Here is a 21,623-nt window from a genome sequence, read left to right as displayed (position 1 = left end):
GGAATCGATGGCGGCCGACGAGCTCAATGCACCTTTGAAACGCCCGGCGCGGCCGGCCCGAAAGGGACGGCTGCGCTGGCTTTTCTATGTTCCGCTGGTTCTCGCCGGCGTGGTGTTCGTCACCGCCTTGATGTGGACGGCGCTCGTCGATGATCCCGATGGCGGGCGCGCCGTCGCGGTTGCCGACGTGAAGGGGGCCGGGCCCGAAACGACCGGCAGCATCGACAAGACCTCCCTTAAAGATGCGCGCCGCCAGGCGCTTGCGGCTCCCGGCTGGGAGATGGAGGCGGGCGCGAGCGCCCCCTCCGATGTGGGCTCGCTCTTCACCGATCCGGCGCAGCCTGGCGCGGCCGCCTCTTCCGAGCCGCAAACGGATTTCGAGCGCATGCAGGCGGCCTTGCAGCAGGCGCCGTCGAGCACCGCCTTCTTCGCCGGTGCGCCGCTTCCGGAATTGCAGGAAAGCTCCGCCTACGGGCCGCTGCCGCGCATCGGCGACGATGGCACGATGCCGCGCGAAGCCTATGCGCGGCCGGCCTATCTGGCGCCCGATCAGCCGCATATCGCCATCGTCGTCGGCGGGCTCGGCATCAGCCAGACGGGTACGCAGCGCGCCATCCGGGCCCTGCCGAGCGACGTCACCTTCGCCTTCGCAGCAACCGGATCGAGCCTCAATCGCTGGGCCGGCGATGCGCGCGCCGACGGCCATGAAATCCTGCTGCAGGCGCCGATGGAGCCTTTCGGCTATCCGAGCACCGATCCGGGCGAGCATACGCTCCTCGTCAGTGCGAAAAGCGGGGCGAATGCCGACAGTCTGGCGTGGATTTTGAGCCGGGCCGGTGGCTATACCGGCATCATGAATTATCTCGGCGGCCGGTTCACGGCCGAGGCGGATGCGATGCGGCCGCTTCTCGCCAATCTCGGCGAGCGCGGCCTTCTTTATGTCGACGACGGCAGTTCGGATCTGAGCGTTGCGGCCCGGCTCGGCCCGTCGCTCGGCACGCCCGTCGTGGTGGCCGACCGGATCATCGACGAGCAAAGGCAGCCGGCCTTGATTGCAAAGGCGCTCGACGATCTGGAGGCGATTGCGCGGCAGAAGGGCCGCGCCGTCGGCGTTGCCTCGGCCTTCCCGTCGACGGTGTCCGCGCTGGCGGAATGGATCCCCGAGGCGGAGGCGCGCGGGATCGCGTTCGTGCCGGTGAGCGCGCTGGCGCAGCAAGAGGAATGAACGAAAAAATGTTGCATGAAACCGGCTTTGCGGAGCCGCTCGAAGGTTATCGTCCGTGCGTGGGCCTGGCCGTGTTCAATGCCGAGGGGCTCGTCTTCGTCGGGCGCAGGACGGGCGGCGAGGAGAGCGTCTCGTCCGGCTATGCCTGGCAGATGCCGCAAGGCGGCATGGACCCCGGAGAGACGCCGCTGGAGGCGGCCAAGCGCGAGCTCTACGAGGAGACGGCGATGCGCTCCGTCACGCTTCTCGCCGAATCCCCGCTGTGGTGGCATTACGATCTGCCGGAAGAACTCTGCCGCTCCGCCTGGAAGGGGCGCTATTGCGGCCAGACGCAGAAATGGTTCGCCTTCCGCTTCGAGGGGGACGAAAGCGAGATCGATGTCGGCCCGCGCGACGGCCACAAGGCCGAATTCCTGAAATGGCGCTGGGAGCGTCTGGAGCGGACGCCGGAACTGATCGTGCCGTTCAAGCGCGACGTCTATGAGCGGGTCGCCTCAGCTTTTGCCGGTTTCGCCGCGGCCTGATCCCCGCGGCCGTCCGGGCTGGACGGCGTTACCCGAACGATTTCTGGCTTGAAGCAAGGGACGAAGCTGCCGGGAGACCGGGAGCGGCGCCCGTGCCGCAATCAGGTGCCTCAGTCCGAGATGACCTTGACCATGCGGCCGGCGCCGATGGGTTCGTCGTCGGAGAGGCCGTTCAGGATACGGAACAGCTCTTCGCCTCGTTCAACGCCCTTCATGCGGGTGGCGAGGCTCTGCACCGTGTCGCCCGGATTGGTGATGACGAGGTCGATCCTGAGCGGGCGCAGGCGCGCGACTTCCGCCGGGTCGAGGCGGTGGAAGCTTGCAAGCGTCTGCGACAAGGCCGCATCGATGTCGCCGGAACCGCCGCGCTGGGCAAAGATGAAGCGATAGATGGACCTGCCGAGCCGGATCGCGCCGATGCGGAACTGCCAGTCGCCCGCGACGGCCGTGGCGACGGCGGCGGGAAGGCCGTTGACGGTGCGCGGCTCGATCGATCCTTCTTCCAGACCGTTGATCCAACCTGAGGCGAGATAGGATTCAGGGCTCTGATTTTCAGTGGCCTTCACGCCGTCGAAGCGCATCGCCGTATCGCGGCCGGCAGCGGCGAGAACCGCCTCGCGCGTGTTTTCCAGGCGATATTGCGGGGGCACCTTGAAGCCGATCGCGAGGCGCGGATGCAGGAATTCGCGGCCGCGCACGAAGCCTTCCGAGGGATCGTCGCCGTAGACGAGGCCGTCGATCGCCTTGAGATAGGGGATGCGGCCCTGTTCGCCGACGCCCGGCGCCCCGAACTGGCGGGCCGCCTTGACGACGAGCGCGCGCCGCTCAAGCGCCGCCGGATGCGAGGACAGGAAGTTCTGCGCGTCATCCTTCTCGCCGCTTGCCGAGCGGAACGCCGCATAGCGCTGCAATTTGTCGAGGAAGCGGGAGGCCGCGAAGGGGTCGTACCCGGCGCGGCCGGCGATCTGCACGCCAGTTCTGTCGGCCTCGGCCTCCTGATCGCGGGAGAAGCTCGCAAGCGTCATGCGCGAATTGAGACGCGCGGACTGCCCGGCCTTGGAATCGGAGAGGACGTCGGTTGCGACTCGTTCCACGAGCTCGCTCGTCTGGGCCTTCTGGGCGCGCGCAATGGCGTGTTTCAGGATGACATGCGCCATTTCGTGCGACAGGACGGCGGCAACCTCGGCGCGGTCGTCGGCAAGCGCGAGCAGGCCGCGGGTGACGTAGACATAGCCGCCGGGCAGCGCGAAGGCATTGGCGACGGGCGAGTTCAGAATGGTGACGCGGTAGCTGCGGCCCGGCTCGTCGGAGGCTTCGACGAGGCGTTTGACGATCTGCTCGGTCTCGCGCTGCACGTCGGGGTCGCTGTAGACGCCGCCATACTGGGCGAGGACGCGCTGATGCTCACGCGCGCCGATGGCGCTCTCCGCCGGCGACACTGTCGGACCCGGCTGAGGCAAGGCTGCGACCGGCTCGACACGGCCGATCTGGCTCGGAGACGGTCCCAATTGGCAACCGCCGAGCAAGGCGACGACGAACAGAGAGAGCAACGACCTGCGCATACCAACGCCCATGCGCGTCTTTCGGTCGCAAATCAAGCTCTTGAACATCAGCCTTGGGGACCTCTGTTGCGAAACCTCAGGGGTGTTGCAGCGCGTCCATCATTTCAAGCTGCGAGGACCTTCGCAGAAGAAGCATCGGGCCACCTTTCTCCTCAAGGAAGCCACGCAGACGGACGGTCTTTCCGACAAGGCCCAGAAGTCGCTGTTCCCCGCCGAAGACCGGGACGTCCCGGCCGTCAATCTCCGCCGTGAAATCGTGCGACCAGTCGCGTCCGAAATTCAGATAGGTGCGATAGGGCCGGTTCCCAACAGAAATGATGGTCCCTTCCACTATGCCGTAACGGCCATATTGTGACGAAAGCGCCGCCGCGTCCTTGGCTTTGTGGACAAGGCCCGGGGTTTTCCAGATGCCACGGCCGGCTTTTCGCGCCTCTTCTTCCGCCGCAAAGAGGCGTGTGGCGCAGGTCTCGCCGAGAGCGTCACCCGCAAAAGGAACTGCGACGGCAAGGCCTTGCCGGAGAAGCTCCTCCTGCAGGAAGACGCTGTCGGTCATGATCCAGGCGGGGATGCGGTTCCAGCGGTCGGACTTTTGGGAGAGCGGGACCGCCCGAGCGGTTCGAGCGACCAGAAAATCGTTGATTGCGGCGAGCAACGGCTCGTCCGGCAGGCGCTCATCGAGAAGAGAGGGCGGAGAGATGCCGGCGAGCGCGAAGCTTTTCGCTTCCGTGACGATGGTGCGCGGCTCTTCGGCGTGCGCGGTCAAAAGACGTTCGCCGCCCGCGAGCTCGCAGGTGCCCGCCCGCGCCGGCAGGGGCGAGACGATGAGCGACAGGCAGAGGAAGGCGCCGCACAATCGGGCGCGGCGCGCCCGAAACCTCAGGTGTCGCTCTCGCCTTGCGCGCGCTCCTCGGCCCGCCGCTGCCGCCATGGATGCCCCCAGAAATCATAGGCCGCCATTGCGACCACAACGGCGAGGACGATGACGAGGTCCGGCTCGCGGACCCACCAGGCGATGATGAAGAGGAAGAGAGCGAAACCCGCAAGGGCCACGAAGGCCAGGATCCGGTTGCTCCAATCGGTCATGGGCGGTCCTCCGGCTCCGGCGACGCGGCGACATGATCCATCAGCCAGCGCGCGGTGCGCAGGAGACGCCCTTCCTGACCGCGGGCCCCGACGATCTGGATGCCGAGCGGCATGCCGTTTGCCCCGTTCGCCAGCGGCAGGCTGAGCGCCGGCACGCCGCAGAGCGACCAGATGGTGTTGAAGACGGGATCGCCGGTCGTTGAAAGATCCGCAGGCGCCTCGCCGGGCGCGGCCGGCGTCAGAATGGCGTCGTAGCGGGCAAAGACGCGGTCGAGCCCGGCATTGAGGATGTTGCGCCAGTCGAGAGCGGCGAGATAGTCGACGGCCTTGATCTCGCGGCCTTCTTCGATGGCGTCCTGCATGTGCTGGCTGAGCTGATCCCAGCCGCGCTCGGCCCAGGGGCGGAGATTGCGTGCAAAGCCCGCCATCATCAGGCGGCGATGGGCGGGATGGGCGTTGGCGAACGCGGCCGGCAGCTCGACCTCGTCGCATTGATCGCCGAGGAGGCCTGCGAGCTCCTGCATGGCGCCCTGCATGTCGGCATCGGCCTTGTCCCAGACGGGCGTCTTGATGAAGGCGAATTGCGGTTTGACGGGAGGCGCGCTCCGCGCCGCCTCGAGAAGCCGGTCGCTGGCGATCGGATGCGTGTCGTGGTCGCCGGCGTCGTAGCCCTGGAGCACCTCGGCGAGGAGGGCCGCATCTTCCACCGAGCGGCCGAAGACGCCGATCGTGTCAAGCGGCTCGGACTGTACGATGAGGCCGGTGCGGGGAATGACGCCGTGGCCCGGCTTGAAGCCGACGACGCCGCAATAAGACGCCGGGCGCAGCATCGAGCCGTTGGTCTGGGTGCCGACCGAGAGCGGCACCATGCCGGCGGCGACGGAGGCGGCAGAGCCGGCCGAAGACCCGCCCGGCGTGCGCGTCGTATCATGCGGATTGCGCGTCTTCGTCGGGGCGAGAAAGGCGAGCTCGGTCGTCGTCGTCTTGCCGAAGAGGATCGCCCCTTCCGCCCGCAATTTTGCGGCGACGAAGGCATCCTGGCGCGGACGGCGGCCGGCATCGAGCACGGTGCCGTTTTCCGTCGGCATATCGGCGGTGTCGATGATGTCTTTCAAGGCCACCGGCAGGCCGTGCAGGCGGCCGATCGGCTTGCCGGCCTTGCGCCAATCGTCGAGACGCTGCGCCTGGGCGAGGACATGGTCGGCATCGAGAAAGGCGAAGGCTTCGATCTCGCCTTCCTTCTCCGCGACGCGGGCGAGACAGGCCTCCGCCACGGCAAGTGCGCTGATCTCGCCGCGGGCGAGGTGGTCGCGCAACTCGCAGGCATCCAAGGTTCGTTCGGCCGTCATCTCGTTCTCCCCATTCGCTCACCGTCCGTAAACGAGATTCGGCAGCCAGTAGACCACCCCCGGGAAGACGTAGATGAGCGCCATGGCGAGGATGACCATGCCGAGAAAGGGCATGCAACCCTTGAAGATCTCGACAAGCTGCACCTGCGGCGGCGCGATGCCCTTGAGGTAATAGGCCGACATCGCCATCGGCGGGGTGAGGAAGGAGGTCTGCAGGTTGAGCGCGACGAGAATGCCGAAGAACAGGGGATCGATGCCGAAATGCGGCAGGAGCGGCAGGAAGATCGGCACGAAGATGATGATGATCTCCGACCATTCGAGCGGCCAGCCGAGCAGGAAGATGATGATCTGGGCGAGGATCAGAAAGACGATCGGCGAGATGTCGAGGCCGGTGACGAAATCGGAGATGACCTGTTCGCCGCCGAGATAGGAAAAGACCGACGAGAAGGTCCACGAGCCGACGAAGAGCCAGCACACCATCGCCGAGGTTCTGACCGTCAGATAGACGGATTCCTGCAGCCGCTGCCAGGTGAGGGCTCGGTAGGCAAGGGCCAGGATGAGGCCGCCGAGGGCGCCGACCGCTGCGGCCTCCGACGGTGTCGCAAGGCCGAAGAGAATGGCGCCGAGCACGGAGAGGATGAGGATCGCCAGCGGAAAGAACGAGGTGACGAGCAGCCATAAAAGAGCGAGACCCGAGATCTGCGTCTCCTCGGTCTCGGGCGGGCGCGGCGCGATCTTCGGATTGAGCCAGGCGCGGCCGACGACATAGAGGACGTAGAGGCCGGCGAGCAGCAGCCCCGGCAGGAGCGCACCGGCATAGAGCCGGACGATCGAGACACCCGAAGTCGCCGCATAGACGATCAGCATGATCGAGGGCGGGATGAGGATGCCGAGCGTGCCGCCGGCGCAGATGACGCCCGAGGCGAAGCTCGTGTTGTAACGGGCGTTGAGCATCGCCGGGAAGGCCAGCAGCCCCATCAGCGTGACGACGGCGCCGACGATGCCGGTGGCAGTCGCAAAGAGGGCGCAGGTGATGAGGGCGGCGACCGCCATCGAGCCCGGGATGCGCTTGGCCGCGATCTGAAGCGTGGAGAAGAGGCGGTCGACGATGTTGGCGCGCTCCACCACGTAGCCCATGAAGAGGAAGAGCGGCACGGCGGTCAGAACGTCGTTCGACATGACCGAGTAGGTCTGATTGACGAAGAGATCGAAGATGCGGTTGTTGAAGAAGCCGCCGAGCCAGGTTTCGATGCGCGTCCACAGATCCGCACCGTCGGTGAGGGCGCGCTCGTAGAGGCGCCATTGCCGGTCGGCGTCGAAATAGGCGTAGTAGCCGAAGCCCACACCGAGCGCCATCAAGGTGAAGGCGATCGGAAAGCCCAGCATGATGGTGAAGATGAAGATGCCGAGCATCGCCACGGCGATTTGCGGGTCGGTCATCTTTCGCCCTTCGTGCCGGGGCTTCCGGGTCGCTCGACGGGCGGCCCGCTATCGTCGCGTTCGTCGCGATGGCGGGGGTGATCGCGGTGGAAGATGTTGCGGGTCTGGCCGGCGGGCAGAACGATGTCGATCGCCTCGCCGCCATGGTGGAGGATGTCGCGCTCATGCTCCTTGATGAGCTGCTCTTCGAGTTCCTCCACATCGCTTTCGTGCTGCGGCCAGGCGCCCCTTCGGATGCACAGAATGCAGCGGAAGACCTGGGCGATGCCCTGCTGGAAGAGGAGGATGCCGGCGGCGACGATGATGAGCTTGAACTGGAAGATCGGCACGTTGGCCGGGCTCATCACGCTCACCTCCATGTAGCGGAGCGAGCGCGAGGCGTATTTCCAGCCGGCGAAGATGAGGGCGAGGATGCCCGGAAAGAAGAACAGGAAATAGAGAACGAGCTCGACGATCGCCTGGGTGCGCGGCCGCCAGAGCCGGTAGACGACGTCGCCGCGCACATGGCCGTCGCGCGACAGGGTGTAGGCGCCGCCCATCATGAAGAGCGCGCCGTACATCATGTAGGAAATGTCGAAGGCCCAGCTCGTTGGGGCCCCGAGCGCATAGCGCACGAAGACTTCGTAGCCGACGCCGAACGTCATGACGAGGATCGACCAGGCAAAGGCCTTGCCGAACCAGGCGGAGACCCTGTCGGCGAAACGGATATAGGCTTCCATCGGAAAACCGCTCGGGATCGGGCTGGGAAACGGGGAAGGGGCGGGGGCCCAAAACCCCCGCCGGAAGGTCTCAGAAGCCGAGCTTGCCGGGGAAGTAATGCTCGTAGGCGAGCTTGTAGTTCGCCTGGTTCATCAGGCTGTAGAAGGCGACGCGCTCCGACCAGGCTTTCTGGCTGTCGACCACCTTGGCGAAGAACTCGTCCTGCATCAGGCCTTCGAGGACGTTGTCCCAGGATTCAAGTTGGGCCGCCATGATGGCGTCCGGCGTGCGCGAAACGGTGACGCCGTCTTCGTTGATGAGGCCCTGCAGATCCTTCGAATACTGATCCATGGCGAGGCCGTAATTGGCGGTGTTCGCCGCCTCCGCCCCGTATTCCAGGATTGCCTGGAGATCGGGATCGAGGGAATCGAAGAGATCCTTGTTGAAGGCGATTTCGAAGAACTCCGCCGCCTGGTGATAGGAGCCGAGCATGTAGTTCTTCGACACGTCCTGGGCGCCGAAGCGGCGGTCGGAGGTCGGGTTGTTGAACTCGAAGGCTTCGATGACGCCGCGCTCGAGCGCCGGCACGATTTCGCCGCCTGGAAGCTGCGTCACCGACAGGCCCATGCCCTGCATGATGTCCGTGGCGAGGCCCACGGTGCGGTATTTGAGGCCCTTCATCTGATCGGCGGAGGTGATTTCCTCCTTGAACCAGCCGAGCGGCTGGGTCGGCATCGGCAGGGCGAAGAAGCCGACGATGTTGAGGCCGAGAACGTCCTGGACGAGCTCGCGGTAAAGGTCCTTGCCGCCGCCGAAATGGATCCAGGCAAGGATCTGCGACGCGTCGGCGCCGAAGACCGGGCCGGTGCCGAAGAGGGAGGCGGCCTTGTTCTTGCCGTACCAATAGGCGGTCACGGTGTGGGTGGCGTCGATGACGCCGTCGGCAACCGCGTCCTGGACCTGGAAGGCCTGGACCACGGCACCCGCCGGCAGAAGATCGATCTTGAGCCGACCTCCGGACATTGCCTCGACGCGGTCGGCATATTGCTTCGCCATGTCCTGAAAAACGTCCGAGGCGGGCCAGGACGACTGCATCTTCAAGGTTTGCGTGCCCTGGGCGGAGACGATGGCCGGAGCGGCAAGCGCGCCTGCCGCGCTCCCCGCGGCGAGGGTTCCGGCTTTCAAGAAAGATCGGCGCGATACGGGCGTTTTGTTCTCAGACATGTTTCCTCCCGGATGTCGTTTCCGGCTTTTGTCGCCGGTCTTTTGCTTGCCGGCATATCTGAGCCTGGAAAACGTCTGAGTTCAAGTAGAAGTCTTGAGTCGATGTAGAAAGACAGCGTCACAGGGCGGTGAAGAGAGACTTTTGTGGGCAAATTTTGTGGATCTGATTTCTAAGATAACTGACGGTTTTTTTAACTCGTAAAGTGATTGACTTGGGGTGTTAGGTGAGGCGGCGCCTGAGTGCTGCGGGGCGATGTCGACCGATGAGAGGCGCCTGCAGAACTCGCCGGGGTGACAGAGGGGGGCGCGACAAAGGGGGGCGCGACCGAGCGGGGGCGCGACAGAAGACGAAGGAAGCGGGGCTTGTTCGCTCTTCCTCGAGACGGTAGATAGCAGGAGCTTGGCGCCTGTGCCCGTCGGCCGCGTGTCGGGGCTCGGGTGCGATCGATCAGGCCCCGTAGCTCAGCAGGATAGAGCATCGGATTCCTAATCCGAGGGTCACAGGTTCGAATCCTGTCGGGGTCACCATTTTCTGAGTATTCGGCCCGGAGAAACGGGTGATGGCCTGGCTCCGGCGTGGGCGCCGCTCACCGTCTTTGGCTTTCGGTTTCCTGGCGTAATCCGCGCACCGGCCAGATCTCCAAAATGCCGGCGACGAGGACGAGGGCGCCGCCGATGATTTCGAGCCGCTGCAGCGCCTCGCCGGCGAGCACAGCGGCCGAGGCCGCCCCGACGAGAACCTCCGCCATTAAGAGAATTCCGACACGCGCCGGCTCCAGGCGGACGGTCGCCCACATGAGCGCGGCGATGGAAAGGCCCCACCACAGGCCGCCGCCGGCAAGCGTGACCGCAAGGAGGGAGAGGAGGGTGCGAATGCCCTCCGGCTGCGGCCAGGGCTCCAGGACGGGCGCGAGAAGGAGCGCGGTCGCCGCCGCGCCGATGGCGAAGACGAAGGCCGCCTCACGCGGGCGAAGACCCGATTTCGTGCGCATGCCGGTGGTGGCGACCGACCAGAGAATGCCCGCGAGAAGCCCCATCCATTCGCCGGTGCTTTTCGGCATCGGGACACCGCCATCGGCGCCGAGCATCACGACGAGACCGACAAGCCCGACGGCGATGGCGGCGATGCGCATCGGCGGCGTCGGCCAGCCCATGACGTAGCGGCCGATCAGCGTGCTCCAGACGGGCGTCAGGAAGTAAAGAAGGATGACGATCGCCACGCGGCCATAGACGAGGCCGATGGAATAGAGCGCAAAGGCGGCGCCGCCGAGCGCGACCGAGGCGAAAGCGGGGAGGCCGGCACGGGCAATGGCGTGGCGGCGGAAAATGGCTGCGGGAGAGAGAAGAAGGGCCGCGGCGAAGGTGATCGCCAGCGTGCCCCAGGCGCCGGGGAGGCCGAGACCCGATAGCGTGCGCACCGGAAGCCAGTAGAATCCCCACAGGACGCCCGTTGCAAAGACGATGGCGGTGGCCAGAGACGTGGTGCGCTCGCGCTGCATCCGGCCTTCTCTAAAGCGCTTCACGATCCGGCGGAAGCCGGCCGGTTCTTCGTCTTCTTACATATGCGAGCTGGCGGAGGTGCAAGCACCCCCGCCAGCTGTGTCAGCGGCAGCGCTTGGGGAGGCTTTCCGGCCAGAGGCGGCGGTTGTCCGGGCCGTAGAGTACGCGCACGCCGCAGGTTTCGTTGACGCGGGCGAGGGGGCGGCCCTCTCTGTCGATCATCATGGCGTTGGCGCCGGTCGTGACGATCGCCCGGTCGTCGGAGAAGCGCGACGCATCGCGGTAGACGGGCGGGATGAGATAGCGGCCCTCGCTGTCGATATAGCCGTAAAGGCCTTCCTGCGCGGCCGCATAGGCGAGGCCCTCATCGTCAGGCCGCGAAAGATCGCGGTACCGGCCGATCTCAAGGCGCTCGCCGGAACGGTCCATCCAGCCGGGCTTTTCGTTCCGGTTCGGACGATTGAGCGCGACGCCGTTGCGGAAGGAGCCGCCGCGGCCCTCGACGCTGAGCGTCTCATCGCCTTGCGCGTCGGCATAGACCGTCTTGTCCTCGTCGTCGTTCCAGCCGACGAGCCAGTCGGCGTCCGCGGGCCATGCCCATTGCGCGGCGGGGAGGTCGGCCGTCGTCTCGCCGTCGCGATCGATCAGATGGGCGCCCTCGGCGGTGGCGAAGAGGGCGCGATCGCCGTGGAAGGACGAGCCGACGCCGCGGCGGAGCGGCAGAGCCCATTCGCCTTCGGCTGTCAGATAGCCCGTGGCGGGCCGGCGGATGGTGCGCAGCCAATGCCCGACACGGGCGAATTGCGTCTCGCGGCCATCGATTTCAACGTCGCCGTTCTCCGACAGAAGTAGATGGAGACCGGCCTCGTGGGACAGGACTTCGACACGCCCGTCCGGCCAGGTTGTGACTTGCAGCGAGGGCGTGAACGCCACGACCGTCTCGCCCGCGGCATTCACGACCGCCTTTGGCTTTGTGCTGAATATTTCGTCGGAGGGTTCCTCGCGCACCGCCCAAAGCTTGCCGTTGATGCGTTCGATCTCGGCGTAATCGGGATCGATAATCCAGGCACCGCTCTGGTCGATGACGCCGAGCCGGCCCTCGGCGGTCCTGGCGATCGCCTGACCCGCGACGAAGTCCTGCACCGTGCGGAAGCGGGCCTCGCCCACCGGCTCCCCGGCCGCGATGTCGTAAAGCCTGAGGAGATCATCGGCCGCGGCCGTCTCCTGATAGGTGACGAGGCCGGGGGAGACGATCTTCAGGCCGAAGCCTGAGGGGATGTCGTGGAGTGTGCCGTCGCGGCCGAGCGCCTGGATGTCGCCGTTGCGGGAGGTCAGCGCGTAGCCGTTGTGGAAGCGGCTGATGTGATCCTGTGACGGTTCCAGCAGCACTTTGCCCGTCTCGTCGATCATGCCGACGCCTTCGGCCGTGGCGATGGCGAAGCGGGGTTCGTCGGTCGTGAGCGGCTCGTCCTCCAGGAGGCTCACGTTGCCCCACGATTTGTCGACCACCATGCTGCCATCGGAGAGGAGGAGGCCGGTGCCCTCCTCGTTGCACTGACACCAGGTCTGGCCGAGGATCGCGACCGGCACCGGGCCTTCGCCCTTGTCGACGCGCGGCACGATCTCGACGCCGAAGCCGTCGAGCTTCTCGACCGCTTCGGGCGTGAGGAGGGGTTCAAGGTCGGGACCGAGGATGTTGAGCCGACCGTCGATGTCGTTCGGCCAGTACCAGCCGCCTTTGATCTCGACGGAATCGATCTGGCCGACCCAGTCATGATCCTTGCGGGAGAGATAATGTCCGTCGCGCGAGATGAGCCCGGCGACGGCGCCGTTCTCGTCCTGAACGAGCAGGAGTTCGTCCTGGATCGTCCGCTCGGCGAGAAAACCCTTTTCGAGAACCACCGGCGCGTCCGCCTGAGGCGCGAAGACCTGTGTGCCATCCTCCGCGCGATAGGTGACGAAGGGGCCGAACTGGCCGATCGAGGTGCGGCCCGGCCGGTCGATCTCGGCGAGCGTTTTGCCTGCGCGATTGATGATGAAGACCTCTCCGTCATCACCGGAGGCCCACCAGAGATCGTTGCTGATTTGCCGGATCTCCCGGTATTCGGAGCCGACGACCGTGCCGTCGGGCTTGAGGAGCGCCTGATAGGTCGCGCCGCCAGCCGCGGTCCACAATCCGCCGGGCTGCCGCGGTGGGTCGATGTAATCGAAGAGCGGCGGCACCAGAACGTTCAAGTCGCTATCGACGATCCCGAGCGCGCCATGGGCGCGGACGAGGAAGAGGTTCGCCTCTGGAGCGCCGAACCCACCGACGATCTCCAGATCCGGCATCGAGCTGATCTCTTTGCCGTCCGGGCTTTTATAGACCGGGGCGTACGTGGTCCGGACCGGAGCGGGCTCGCCGGACCCGACGGAGAGGGAGGCGAGATGCCCCCCGAGATCGATATCGAGCCGCTTCCCGTCGCGCCCGATCAGCACCCATTCATAGAGTTTCCAGACCGGCGCCACACCGATTTCGGCAAAAGCCTTGGCCTCGCCGAAACCGGGCTCGATCACCCAGTCTCCCGATGTGTCGATGAAGCCCCAATGGCTTCCGTCCCTGGCGGCGGCGAGACCATGCGCGAAGGGCTGCACGGCGTCGAATTTCGGCGGGATCGCGAGCTTGCCGTCGCGATCGACGAAGCCCCATTTGTGATCGCTCAGGCCGTAGCCCTGGCGCTGGCCGGCCGCGATGTCATCGATGTTTCTGTCGGCTCTCGGAAGCTGCACCGCGGCCATGCCTTCGCCGAGCGCCGACATGCAGTCGTTGCTGCGGCTCGGCGTCTGTCCGGAGTTCGGATCCAGCGCGGAGAAGAGTATGGAGCTCCCCATGACGTCGCAGGTTCGCGTCTGCGCATGTGCCATCGGTGCGGTGAGGGCGCTCGCGAGGAGGGCGGCGCTAAGTGTCGTCAAGGATGCCGTCTTGCTCATGATGGGCCGCCTCACTGCTTGCTGCCTTTGTCGTCTGCACGTTGTTCGGACGCATTGTTTTCGGATGCCCTGTCGTCGGGCGCATCGCCGCTCGCGTCGGTTTCGCAGGTCACTTCGTCCGGCCAGGTGCGATTGCCTTTCCCATCCTCGACGATGATGTTGCCGCATTGGGCGGCGAAGCGGATCGTCGGCTCGCCCTCCTTGTCGATGAAGAAGAGATCGCCGTCGCGGTCGACCACGAGGGCCTTTCCTTCGCTGAAGGATTTGGCGGAGAGATAGATGGCGGGCGTGGCGCGCGTACCGTCGCGGCGGAGGTAGCCGAGCCGGTTGCCCGAAATGTCGAGGCGCCGGAAATAGGCGAGCCCCTCGCTCATCGGCCCGAGCGTTTCGAAGAACGGGCCGATGACCTTGTTGCCGTCGGCATCCATGAAGCCGACCTTGCTGGCCTCTTCGTCGCGATAGGCGACCAGACCCTCGCCGCCCGTTTCCTCGCGCAGGGCGTAGCGCCCGTCGATGCGTGCGAATTCCTTGCCCTCGCGGTCGATGAGCGTGGTCTCGCCCTCCTTGTCTAGAGTGCGGGCATAGCGGTCCATGCCCGGGATCGGCACGGTCGCGTCGGCATTGAGCGAAAGGATGTTGCCATCGGCACCGACGAGCAGGGTTTCGCTGCGGTCATAGGCACGCGCCACACGCTGCGGCAGGACGAAGTCCAGCCTTTGGGTGAAACGCGGGGGAACCCGCCATGCGCCGCTTGCATCGACGGCGCCCTGGCCGGAGCGGAAGGTCAGGATCGCCAAATTGCCTGCGGTCGTGACGTCTTCCGGATTGCCGTCCGCCTGCATGCGCGTCTCGCCGGCCTCGTCGAGGAGCAGGGCGCCGCCGTCCGCCGGGCGAACCAGAAAGCCTCCGCCCGGCATCTCGGTCGGTCTCTCGCCGAGGCCTTCGACGATCACCCGCTTTTCGCGGGGGGAGGCGAGGGCATAGGTCTGCTCGCCGTCGACCCGGTGCTCGAGAAGATAGAGGCCGGAGGCAAGACGTTTGGGCTCGCGCGAGATCGTCTCGTCCGGATCGATCACCCATCCGCCATTGCGGTCGATGATGCCCCAATGACGCCCTCCGTAGGTTGGAGCGGCCTTCTTCGCCGGGGCGAAGCCGTCTGCGAACTCGCCGATCTCGACGAATTTCGGCTCGCCCACCGTCTTGCCCGCCGCGATATCCCAGAGGCCCGCACGCGTGCTCCGGGTGTCGGGATCGCGCTCGCGATAGGTCAGGATGCCATCCGCCATCTTGTCGCGGCCGCGGAAGACGGCGCGCCGCACCGGATGCTCGCTGCCATCGGCGGCGACGATCAGGCCGTCGTCCTCGGACGGTTTCTGGGCGAGCGCATAGCCGTCGTGGAAGGAGGCAAGCTGCCGGTAGGCCGGCTCAACGACCCAGTCGCCATCGGCCGCGATGGCGCCGTAAAGATCGTTGTCGGCGCGCACGACGAGCGGACCTTCGTCCGCATAATAGGCGTCGATGTCGGACCAGTCCGCGCGGGTGACGATCTCGCCCTCGTGGGTGAGGATCGCAGGCGGCGCATTTCGATCGTTCGGGCGCAAGGTCGCAAGCGGCAGGCTTTCCGCCTTGCCGTCGGCAGCGGACACCCGCGAGATGGAATAGGCGTCAAGCTTTGCCAGCGTCTCGTCGTCGAGAAGCGGTGTGCCGTCCGGGCCGAGCGCCTGGATTGCACTGTTGTCGTTGTCGTAGATCCACAGCGTATCGCCCTGCTCGCGCGCATAGCCGATGTCGGGAAAGTCTCTTTCGACGACCTCGCCGCCGGCACTGGCGATGATCACGCCGTCTTCGGTCTGGAAATAGGTGGAGGTCTCGTCGGACTTGATCTCCCGCGTGCCCTTGCCGAGTTCGGCAAGCGTGTTGCCCGCCGCATCGAGCAGCAGCTCGGTGCGGCCTTCGGTTCTGGCGCGCCAGGTGCCGGGCGCGATCAGCCTGAGGCCGCGGAAGAAGGTGTCGTTCAGGGGCTTGCCGGTGGCATCCACCATCTGCCAGCCGTCTTCGCGGTCGACGGCGAAGGTTTTTCCGTCGGTGATCGGCAGTTTTTGCGTGCCGAGCACCTCCGGCGCGACAACCCACGCGCCGTCCATGCCGAGAAGGCCCCAGGAGCCGCGATAGCGGCTTTCGCGGATCTGGACGAAGACGCCGTCCTCGATGAAGGGGGCCGGCTCCACCCGCATGGTGCCGTCGGGCAGGGAGAGGGATTTCGTGCTCGCTGCGTCCCACACGACGGGCGCAAGCGGCGCCTCGATGGGGGTGAGCTGCACTTCCGCCTGGTTCGCCGGCTCGAAGTAGCGCGCGCCGAGCGGAAAACGCTTCACCACGGCGCCGGTCTTGTCGATCAGGCTGACCGCCTCTTCCTTTTCGACGATGGCGACGCCGGCGGCGTTGAAGGAATGGGCGGCGTCGTATTGCGGCTCGATCGCAAAGGCACCGGATTTGTCGACATAGCCCCATTTGCCGTCGAGTTTCACCGCGGCGAGGCCGTTGGCGAAGGGCGCCGCTTCCGTAAAGCGCGGGGCGATCGCCATTTTGCCGTCGTGGTCGAGATAGCCGTAGACCGGCGCGCCATCGAGCGGGCCGGTGGGAACGAGCGCCAGCCCCTCGTGGAAGCTGTGGAAGCAGCCCGCCACATCTTTCTGCCAGTCACAGCTCCGCGGCCAATTGTCGAGTGCGAAAGCGGGGGATGCGGCGAGGGCGGCCGCAACGAGAACTGAGGCGCGGAGCCTGGCGCAGGTCATGGGCTCTCCCGGTCATGCCGATGCCTCCGCAGGCGCAGAACGACATCGGTCGAATGGAAAGATCAACGCACCGGCGCGCCGGCACTATGGAAGGGCCGGCTGTGTAGCATCGCGGCTCAGGGAGCTGTCAATTCGTCACAGTTGAAATTTCGAAGCCGTTCTTCCGGCTTCGAGATTCGTGGCTTTCTCATGACGCGGGAGGAATGGTGGCGGGCCGAGCCGCGGGGAGGGAGGCGCATAAAAAAAGCCCCGCCCGCGACCGCCGCAGCGGCCGCAGACGGAGCCCTTGGCTCGTGCCTTGATGGGTTACTGGCTCGTGCCCGACGAGCTGTCGCCGCCGTTCATCGAATCGTTCTTCATCGAGCCGCTATCCGTCGCGCCCGAGCGCTGCTGCTTGTCCATGACGTCCGAGGCGCGGCTTTCCGGCGTTTCGCCACAAGCGATCAGGGTGCGTTCGACCGGCACCTCATAGAAGCCACGCATGGCGACCACTCTCGGATGCCCGGATTTGTCCTGGCTGCTCGCCATGCCCGACGTGGCGCTGTCGCGGGAGGCGCTGCTGCCGTCTGAGGACATGCTGCCTGCGTCCGATGACATGGCGTTGCTGTCCGAGGTCATGTCGCTGGTGTTCGTGTCGGCCCCCATACTGCCGGAGGTCGCGGTGTCGGCGCTCATCCCGGACGAGGTCGATGTCGTGCCGCTCGTGCCGGTGGACGTTCCGCTCGTGCCCATGGAGCCGCCACGCTCCTTCTCTGCCGCCGAATAGCCGGCGATGTAATAGAGCACGCCCGGGACGGCGGCCCGATCGAGCGCCGTCACCTCGCGGCAGGTGATGTCGGACGGGCTCTTGTCGCTGCCCATGTTGCTCGTGGCGGAAGTGGTCGTGCCGCTGCTTGTGCCGGTGGAGCCGCCGCTCGTCTGGGCGAGTGCCGGAGCGGCGCCAAGCGCACATGCCAGTGCGGTGACGGAAATTCCAAGAAGATGTTTCGACATGAGGTCCTCCCATTGTTGCGTGGAGCGGCGCCTTCGCGAGGGCGAATGGCGCCTGCTTGCGACGCAGAACCAATGAGAGGTCGGGGCCGGAGTTCCTGAGAAAATAGCTGTGCGGCTAAGCGCTTAGCGGCGTTTTTCAGGGCTCTGATAGCCGCAGGCGCAGTGTTCCGCGGCCTCTGCCGACATTGCGCCGGCTCAGCTGATCCAGCGGGTCAGAAGATAGCCGATCAGCGCCGAGAAGCCGGTGAGGAAGGTGCCCCAGCAGATGTCGACGATGCTGACGGAGGCCGGCCAGTCGCGCAGGGTAGCGAGGTTGGTCATGTCGTAGGTGCCGTAGGCGATGAAGCCGAGGATGGCGCCGGCGACGAGGGCCGTCGTCCAGCCGCCGCCGTTGATGGCGGGCCAGACGGCGAAATAGATGATGCCGAAGACATAGACGAGGTAGAAGAGGCCGGCGACGGCGAGATCGGGTTTTGCCGCCATCAGGTCGCCCAGCCGGTCCTTGTAGAAGGTGCCGCCCATCTGGCTCAGCCACACGAAATCGAGGCCGAAGAAGACGATTGCCGTCGCAATGTAGGCGGTGAGAGATGTGGGCATGGAAGATCCTTTCGGGGCGACCTGGCAGGTGTGGCGACTTGGAGTGACGCGCGTGTTCGAGGATACATACGCGCAAGGGGCCGTGCCAGTTCAGGCGACACTGGAAAAATCGACGGGCGGAAAAATCGACGGGAAGAAAAATCGACGGGAAGAAAAATCGACGGGAAGAAAAATCGACCGGCTTTCGTGTGCGCCACCAAAGTCGGACGCAGGATTTTTACCTGAAGCCGTTATCGTGGCCGCACGGAAGGGGCGGACATGCAGCGATTCGTGAATGACGGGCCGGAAACGGCGACCGGGGAGGCCGAGGGCGGCAAGGTCGCGGTGATCGGCAGTGGGATTTCGGGCCTCTCGGCCGCCTGGCTCTTGCGCCGGAGCGGGCGGCAGGTCGTGCTTTATGAGGCCGAGGGTCGGCCGGGCGGGCATTCCAACACCGTGGTGCTGCCGCCGGACAAGGGCGGGATCGCGGTCGATACCGGCTTCATCGTCTACAACGCCGCCAATTATCCCAATCTCGTTGCCATGTTCGAGTATCTCGGCGTGGCGACGGAGGCCTCCGACATGTCGTTTGCCGCCTCGCTCGACGGGGGGCGGCTGGAATATTCCGGCACCGGCCTCAACGGGCTTTTCGGCCAGCGCAGCAATCTCGTGAAGCCGCGCTTCTGGTCGATGCTGCGCGATCTCTTACGCTTCTACCGCGAGGCGCCGGCGCTGATCGGACAGGAGAGGGCGCTTTCTCTGACGCTCGGGGATTACCTTTCCGAACAGCGTTACGGCGAGCCTTTCGTCAAAGACCATCTTCTGCCGATGGCAGCGGCGATCTGGTCGACGACGGCTGAGGAAATGCGTGCCTATCCGGTTCTCGCTTTCGTGCGCTTTTTCGTGAGCCACGGCCTGTTGCAGCTGAAGGACCGGCCGGCCTGGCGCACGGTGAGCGGCGGCAGCCGGGAATATGTGGCGCGCATCCTCGACGGGTTCGGCTCCGACCTTCGGCTCGGCACGCCGGTCGCCGAGGTGACGCGGCAGGCGGACGGCGTCACCGTCGTCGACGACACGGGCAACCGGGACCGCTTTGCGGCCGTCGTCATCGCAAGTCACGGCGACCAGGCGCTCAAAATGCTGGGTGATGCCGATGCGGAGGAGCGCGACACGCTGTCGGCCTTCTCCTACACGCAGAACCGCGCCGTTCTGCACCAGGATGCGCGCCTGATGCCGCTCCGTCAGCGCGTGTGGTCGAGCTGGAACTATGTCGGCGAGACGGTCGCGGAGACGGCGGAGGGAGCAGACCCGAAACTGTGCGTCACCTATTGGATGAACCGGCTACAGAATCTCGATCCCGCCTGTCCGCTGTTCGTGACGCTCAATCCGGTGCGCGAGCCGGCGGCCGAGAGCGTGATCGAAGAGTTTTCTTACCAGCATCCGCTGTTCAATTCGGCCGCTTTGCAGGCGCAGCGTGAGCTCTGGCGTCTGCAGGGGCGCCGCAACACCTTCTTCTGCGGCTCCTATTTCGGTTACGGCTTCCATGAGGACGGGCTGCAGGCCGGGCTTGCCGCCGCCGAGGCGCTTTCCGGGGCGCGCCGGCCGTGGAACGTTGCCGCACAATCTGGTCGGATCACGCTTTCGCCCCATCTTGAGATGGCGCAATGACCTTTCGATCCGCCATCTATGCCGGCGATGTGGTGCACAGCCGGATGCGGCCCCGCCGCCACCGCTTGCACTATCGCGTGTTCTCGCTGCTCGTCGATCTCGACGAGCTCGAGAGCCTCAGCCGGGGCTTGCGTCTTTTCGGCTATAACCGCTTCTCTTTGTTCAGCTTTTACGATTCCGACCATGGCCGCGGAGAGGCCGGTGGCTTGCGCCGTTGGGTGTCGGAACGGCTCACAGAGGCGGGCATCGAGGCCGAAGGCGGGCGGGTTGCGCTTCTCACCTATCCGCGGGTTCTGGGTTATGTCTTCAACCCGCTCAGCGTCTATTTCTGCTACGACGCGAAAGATCGGCTCGTTGCGATCCTGCACGAAGTGTCGAACACGTTTTCCGAAAAGCACACTTATGTGATCCCGGTGACGGGGGAGGCGCAGGAGACGATCGAGCAGGCCTGCGACAAGCTCATGTATGTGTCGCCGTTCATTCCGATGGACTGTCGCTATCACTTCCGCATCGCGCCGCCCGAGGAGCGCGTTCTCGTGCGCATCGCCGAGGAGGACAGTGAGGGACCGCTCCTCATCGCCTCGTTCGCGGGGGAACGGCGCGCCATGAGCGATCGGGGGCTCTTCAAGGCCTTCATGTCCCATCCGCTGATGACGTGGAAAGTCACGGGTGGCATCTATTACGAGGCGCTGCGCCTGTGGTGGAAAGGCATGCCGCTCTTCCGCCACGAGAAGGCGCCGCAGCGCTACGCTTCCACGATCGTCCTGCCGCAAGCCCAAAATGGAGACAATCCGCAATGAGCCACGCCGAACGCCGGTCCTCATCATGGCCGGCGCTCCCCGCCGCTCTTTGGTCGCGCCTTGCCCGCCAGATCGTCGACCGGATTGCGGTCGGCGAGCTGACACTGCATTTCCCGGACGGCAGCCATATGACGGCCGCCGGCGCCACCGCAGGTCCGCACGCCGTCATGCATATTCATCGCGGCCGGTTCTTTCTGCGCCTTCTCAACTCAGGCGCGATCGGGCTTGCCGAGGGTTACATCGCCGAGGATTGGTCGTCGCCCGACCTTGAAGCGGTGCTCGAGCTCGCGCTTCTCAACGAGCCGGCCGTCGGCGATGCCGTGGCGCTCAATCGCCTGCAGGGGGCGTGGGAGCGCCTGCGACATCTCGGCCGAGCCAACACCCGGCGCGGCAGCCGGCGCAACATTGCGGCGCATTACGATCTCGGCAACGAGTTTTACCGACGCTGGCTCGACGAGACGATGACCTATTCGGCGGCGTTATTCGCGCGCTCCGACGTGGATCTCGCCGAGGCGCAGCGGGCGAAATACCGCCGCATCATCGATATTCTGAAGCTGAAACCCGGCGAGCGGGTGCTCGAGATCGGCTGCGGCTGGGGTGGCTTTGCCGAGATCGCTGCGAAGGAGGCCGATTGTCATGTGACCGGGCTCACCTTGTCGCGCGAGCAGGCGGCCTTTGCGCGTGAGCGGCTTGCCGGTGCGGGGCTCGACGGGAAGACGGAGATCCGTCTGGAAGATTACCGCGATACGGCCGGCTCCTACGACAAGATCGTCTCCATCGAGATGTTCGAGGCGGTCGGTGAGGCGAACTGGGCGACCTTCTTCAACGTCGTCCATCGAAGGCTGAAGGAGAACGGCCGCGCGCTCATCCAGGTGATCACCATGGACGAGGGGCGCTTCCAGCATTACCGCAAGAACGTCGATTTCATTCAGCGCTACGTCTTTCCGGGCGGGATGCTGCCGCCGCGCTCCGCTTTCGAGAGCCGTGCGCGCGAGGCGGGGTTCGAGATCGGCGACGCCTTCTTCTTCGGGCGCGATTATGCCGAGACGCTGCGGCGCTGGGAGAAGGCGTTTCTCGTGCATTGGCCGGCGATTTCCGAGCTCGGCTTCGACGAGCGCTTCCGCCGGCTGTGGCGCTATTATCTCACCTATTGCGCCGTCGGCTTCAAAGGCGGGCGCGTCGATGTCGGCCAGTTCCTCTTGGCGCGCGGCTGAG

The 21,623-nt window shown here is 65.6% G+C and carries 18 protein-coding genes and 1 tRNA gene; 7 read left to right on the top strand and 12 right to left on the bottom strand.

What is annotated here, in order from left to right; all coding sequences use genetic code 11:
* The first annotated feature begins 7 nt into the window (after positions 1-7).
* Both NYQ83_RS10505 and NYQ83_RS10500 read left to right on the top strand, forming a co-directional pair.
* On the top strand, positions 8-1,225 hold the full coding sequence (locus NYQ83_RS10505; protein ID WP_261214554.1) for a divergent polysaccharide deacetylase family protein: 1,218 nt from the start codon (positions 8-10) through the stop codon (positions 1,223-1,225).
* Entirely contained in the window at positions 1,222-1,749 is a 528-nt protein-coding gene (locus NYQ83_RS10500; RefSeq protein WP_261214552.1) for an RNA pyrophosphohydrolase, read from the top strand. Before NYQ83_RS10505 ends, NYQ83_RS10500 begins: the two co-directional genes overlap by 4 nt.
* A 110-nt stretch (positions 1,750-1,859) precedes the next feature.
* On the opposite strand, the gene NYQ83_RS10495 is transcribed toward NYQ83_RS10500, so the two are convergent.
* From NYQ83_RS10495 to NYQ83_RS10465, 7 genes are all read right to left on the bottom strand, one after another.
* Complete coding sequence (locus NYQ83_RS10495; protein WP_261214550.1) at positions 1,860-3,311, bottom strand: M48 family metalloprotease; 1,452 nt, start codon at positions 3,309-3,311, stop codon at positions 1,860-1,862.
* Between the two features lie 76 nt (positions 3,312-3,387).
* Entirely contained in the window at positions 3,388-4,164 is a 777-nt protein-coding gene (locus NYQ83_RS10490; protein WP_261214549.1) for a thermonuclease family protein, read from the bottom strand.
* 23 nt (positions 4,165-4,187) lie between these two features.
* Positions 4,188-4,394: a hypothetical protein gene (locus NYQ83_RS10485; RefSeq protein ID WP_128291344.1), complete on the bottom strand. Its 207-nt coding sequence runs from the start codon at positions 4,392-4,394 to the stop codon at positions 4,188-4,190.
* The gene (locus NYQ83_RS10480; RefSeq protein WP_261214548.1) at positions 4,391-5,743 is read right to left on the bottom strand and encodes an amidase; all 1,353 of its coding nucleotides are present in this window, start codon (positions 5,741-5,743) and stop codon (positions 4,391-4,393) included. Before NYQ83_RS10480 ends, NYQ83_RS10485 begins: the two co-directional genes overlap by 4 nt.
* An 18-nt stretch (positions 5,744-5,761) precedes the next feature.
* The gene (locus NYQ83_RS10475; RefSeq protein ID WP_234628639.1) at positions 5,762-7,183 is read right to left on the bottom strand and encodes a TRAP transporter large permease subunit; all 1,422 of its coding nucleotides are present in this window, start codon (positions 7,181-7,183) and stop codon (positions 5,762-5,764) included.
* Positions 7,180-7,902 carry a TRAP transporter small permease subunit gene (locus tag NYQ83_RS10470; RefSeq protein WP_261214547.1) on the bottom strand — a complete coding sequence of 241 codons (723 nt, stop codon included), beginning with the start codon at positions 7,900-7,902 and terminating at the stop codon, positions 7,180-7,182. Before NYQ83_RS10470 ends, NYQ83_RS10475 begins: the two co-directional genes overlap by 4 nt.
* Before the next feature lie 70 nt (positions 7,903-7,972).
* Positions 7,973-9,106: a TRAP transporter substrate-binding protein gene (locus NYQ83_RS10465; protein WP_261214546.1), complete on the bottom strand. Its 1,134-nt coding sequence runs from the start codon at positions 9,104-9,106 to the stop codon at positions 7,973-7,975.
* 451 nt (positions 9,107-9,557) lie between these two features.
* Between NYQ83_RS10465 and NYQ83_RS10460 the strand changes: the two genes are divergently transcribed.
* Positions 9,558-9,634: transfer RNA gene (locus NYQ83_RS10460), tRNA-Arg, on the top strand.
* Between the two features lie 59 nt (positions 9,635-9,693).
* Here the strand turns inward: NYQ83_RS10460 and NYQ83_RS10455 are convergent.
* The 5 genes from NYQ83_RS10455 to NYQ83_RS10435 form a co-directional block, all read right to left on the bottom strand.
* Positions 9,694-10,605, bottom strand: a complete 912-nt coding sequence (locus NYQ83_RS10455; RefSeq protein ID WP_261214545.1) for a DMT family transporter — start codon at positions 10,603-10,605, stop codon at positions 9,694-9,696.
* A 103-nt stretch (positions 10,606-10,708) separates the two neighbouring features.
* Positions 10,709-13,576: a WG repeat-containing protein gene (locus NYQ83_RS10450; RefSeq protein ID WP_261214543.1), complete on the bottom strand. Its 2,868-nt coding sequence runs from the start codon at positions 13,574-13,576 to the stop codon at positions 10,709-10,711.
* 11 nt (positions 13,577-13,587) lie between these two features.
* Entirely contained in the window at positions 13,588-16,371 is a 2,784-nt protein-coding gene (locus NYQ83_RS10445; protein WP_261214541.1) for a WG repeat-containing protein, read from the bottom strand.
* 306 nt (positions 16,372-16,677) lie between these two features.
* Positions 16,678-17,364: an HdeA family protein gene (locus NYQ83_RS10440; protein WP_261214539.1), complete on the bottom strand. Its 687-nt coding sequence runs from the start codon at positions 17,362-17,364 to the stop codon at positions 16,678-16,680.
* Positions 17,365-17,559: 195 nt separating this feature from the next.
* Positions 17,560-17,961: a DUF2177 family protein gene (locus NYQ83_RS10435; protein WP_128291353.1), complete on the bottom strand. Its 402-nt coding sequence runs from the start codon at positions 17,959-17,961 to the stop codon at positions 17,560-17,562.
* Here NYQ83_RS10435 and NYQ83_RS10430 point away from each other — a divergent pair.
* Genes NYQ83_RS10430 through NYQ83_RS10415 form a run of 4 tightly spaced genes read left to right on the top strand, consistent with a single transcriptional unit; the run spans position 17,960 to position 21,622 of the window.
* Positions 17,960-18,235 (top strand): hypothetical protein, encoded by a 276-nt coding sequence (locus NYQ83_RS10430; protein ID WP_261214538.1) that lies wholly within the window; start codon positions 17,960-17,962, stop codon positions 18,233-18,235. The two genes, NYQ83_RS10435 and NYQ83_RS10430, sit on opposite strands and share 2 nt — an antisense overlap.
* Positions 18,220-19,608, top strand: a complete 1,389-nt coding sequence (locus tag NYQ83_RS10425; RefSeq protein ID WP_261214536.1) for an NAD(P)/FAD-dependent oxidoreductase — start codon at positions 18,220-18,222, stop codon at positions 19,606-19,608. The genes NYQ83_RS10430 and NYQ83_RS10425 overlap by 16 nt, the downstream gene beginning before the upstream one ends.
* Complete coding sequence (locus tag NYQ83_RS10420; protein WP_261214534.1) at positions 19,605-20,408, top strand: DUF1365 domain-containing protein; 804 nt, start codon at positions 19,605-19,607, stop codon at positions 20,406-20,408. The genes NYQ83_RS10425 and NYQ83_RS10420 overlap by 4 nt, the downstream gene beginning before the upstream one ends.
* Positions 20,405-21,622, top strand: a complete 1,218-nt coding sequence (locus tag NYQ83_RS10415; protein WP_261214533.1) for an SAM-dependent methyltransferase — start codon at positions 20,405-20,407, stop codon at positions 21,620-21,622. Before NYQ83_RS10420 ends, NYQ83_RS10415 begins: the two co-directional genes overlap by 4 nt.
* Position 21,623 lies beyond the last annotated feature (1 nt).

Source organism: Afifella sp. JA880 (genome assembly GCF_025379905.1).
GTDB lineage: Bacteria > Pseudomonadota > Alphaproteobacteria > Rhizobiales > Afifellaceae > Afifella > Afifella aestuarii.
The sequence above is the reverse complement of the archived record's forward strand: the minus strand, read 5'-3'. Positions and strand labels throughout refer to the sequence as shown.

What these genes read in the sequence shown, in the direction of transcription:
- NYQ83_RS10465 (WP_261214546.1), bottom strand. Translation starts at nt 9,106, where the DNA reads ATGTCTGAGAACAAAACGCCCGTATCGCGCCGATCTTTCTTGAAAGCC.
- NYQ83_RS10455 (WP_261214545.1), bottom strand. Translation starts at nt 10,605, where the DNA reads ATGCAGCGCGAGCGCACCACGTCTCTGGCCACCGCCATCGTCTTTGCA.
- NYQ83_RS10470 (WP_261214547.1), bottom strand. Translation starts at nt 7,902, where the DNA reads ATGGAAGCCTATATCCGTTTCGCCGACAGGGTCTCCGCCTGGTTCGGC.
- NYQ83_RS10445 (WP_261214541.1), bottom strand. Translation starts at nt 16,371, where the DNA reads ATGACCTGCGCCAGGCTCCGCGCCTCAGTTCTCGTTGCGGCCGCCCTC.
- NYQ83_RS10415 (WP_261214533.1), top strand. Translation starts at nt 20,405, where the DNA reads ATGAGCCACGCCGAACGCCGGTCCTCATCATGGCCGGCGCTCCCCGCC.
- NYQ83_RS10475 (WP_234628639.1), bottom strand. Translation starts at nt 7,183, where the DNA reads ATGACCGACCCGCAAATCGCCGTGGCGATGCTCGGCATCTTCATCTTC.
- NYQ83_RS10435 (WP_128291353.1), bottom strand. Translation starts at nt 17,961, where the DNA reads ATGCCCACATCTCTCACCGCCTACATTGCGACGGCAATCGTCTTCTTC.
- NYQ83_RS10450 (WP_261214543.1), bottom strand. Translation starts at nt 13,576, where the DNA reads ATGAGCAAGACGGCATCCTTGACGACACTTAGCGCCGCCCTCCTCGCG.
- NYQ83_RS10420 (WP_261214534.1), top strand. Translation starts at nt 19,605, where the DNA reads ATGACCTTTCGATCCGCCATCTATGCCGGCGATGTGGTGCACAGCCGG.
- NYQ83_RS10500 (WP_261214552.1), top strand. Translation starts at nt 1,222, where the DNA reads ATGAACGAAAAAATGTTGCATGAAACCGGCTTTGCGGAGCCGCTCGAA.
- NYQ83_RS10495 (WP_261214550.1), bottom strand. Translation starts at nt 3,311, where the DNA reads ATGCGCAGGTCGTTGCTCTCTCTGTTCGTCGTCGCCTTGCTCGGCGGT.
- NYQ83_RS10430 (WP_261214538.1), top strand. Translation starts at nt 17,960, where the DNA reads ATGGAAGATCCTTTCGGGGCGACCTGGCAGGTGTGGCGACTTGGAGTG.
- NYQ83_RS10425 (WP_261214536.1), top strand. Translation starts at nt 18,220, where the DNA reads ATGCAGCGATTCGTGAATGACGGGCCGGAAACGGCGACCGGGGAGGCC.
- NYQ83_RS10505 (WP_261214554.1), top strand. Translation starts at nt 8, where the DNA reads ATGGCGGCCGACGAGCTCAATGCACCTTTGAAACGCCCGGCGCGGCCG.
- NYQ83_RS10480 (WP_261214548.1), bottom strand. Translation starts at nt 5,743, where the DNA reads ATGACGGCCGAACGAACCTTGGATGCCTGCGAGTTGCGCGACCACCTC.
- NYQ83_RS10440 (WP_261214539.1), bottom strand. Translation starts at nt 17,364, where the DNA reads ATGTCGAAACATCTTCTTGGAATTTCCGTCACCGCACTGGCATGTGCG.
- NYQ83_RS10485 (WP_128291344.1), bottom strand. Translation starts at nt 4,394, where the DNA reads ATGACCGATTGGAGCAACCGGATCCTGGCCTTCGTGGCCCTTGCGGGT.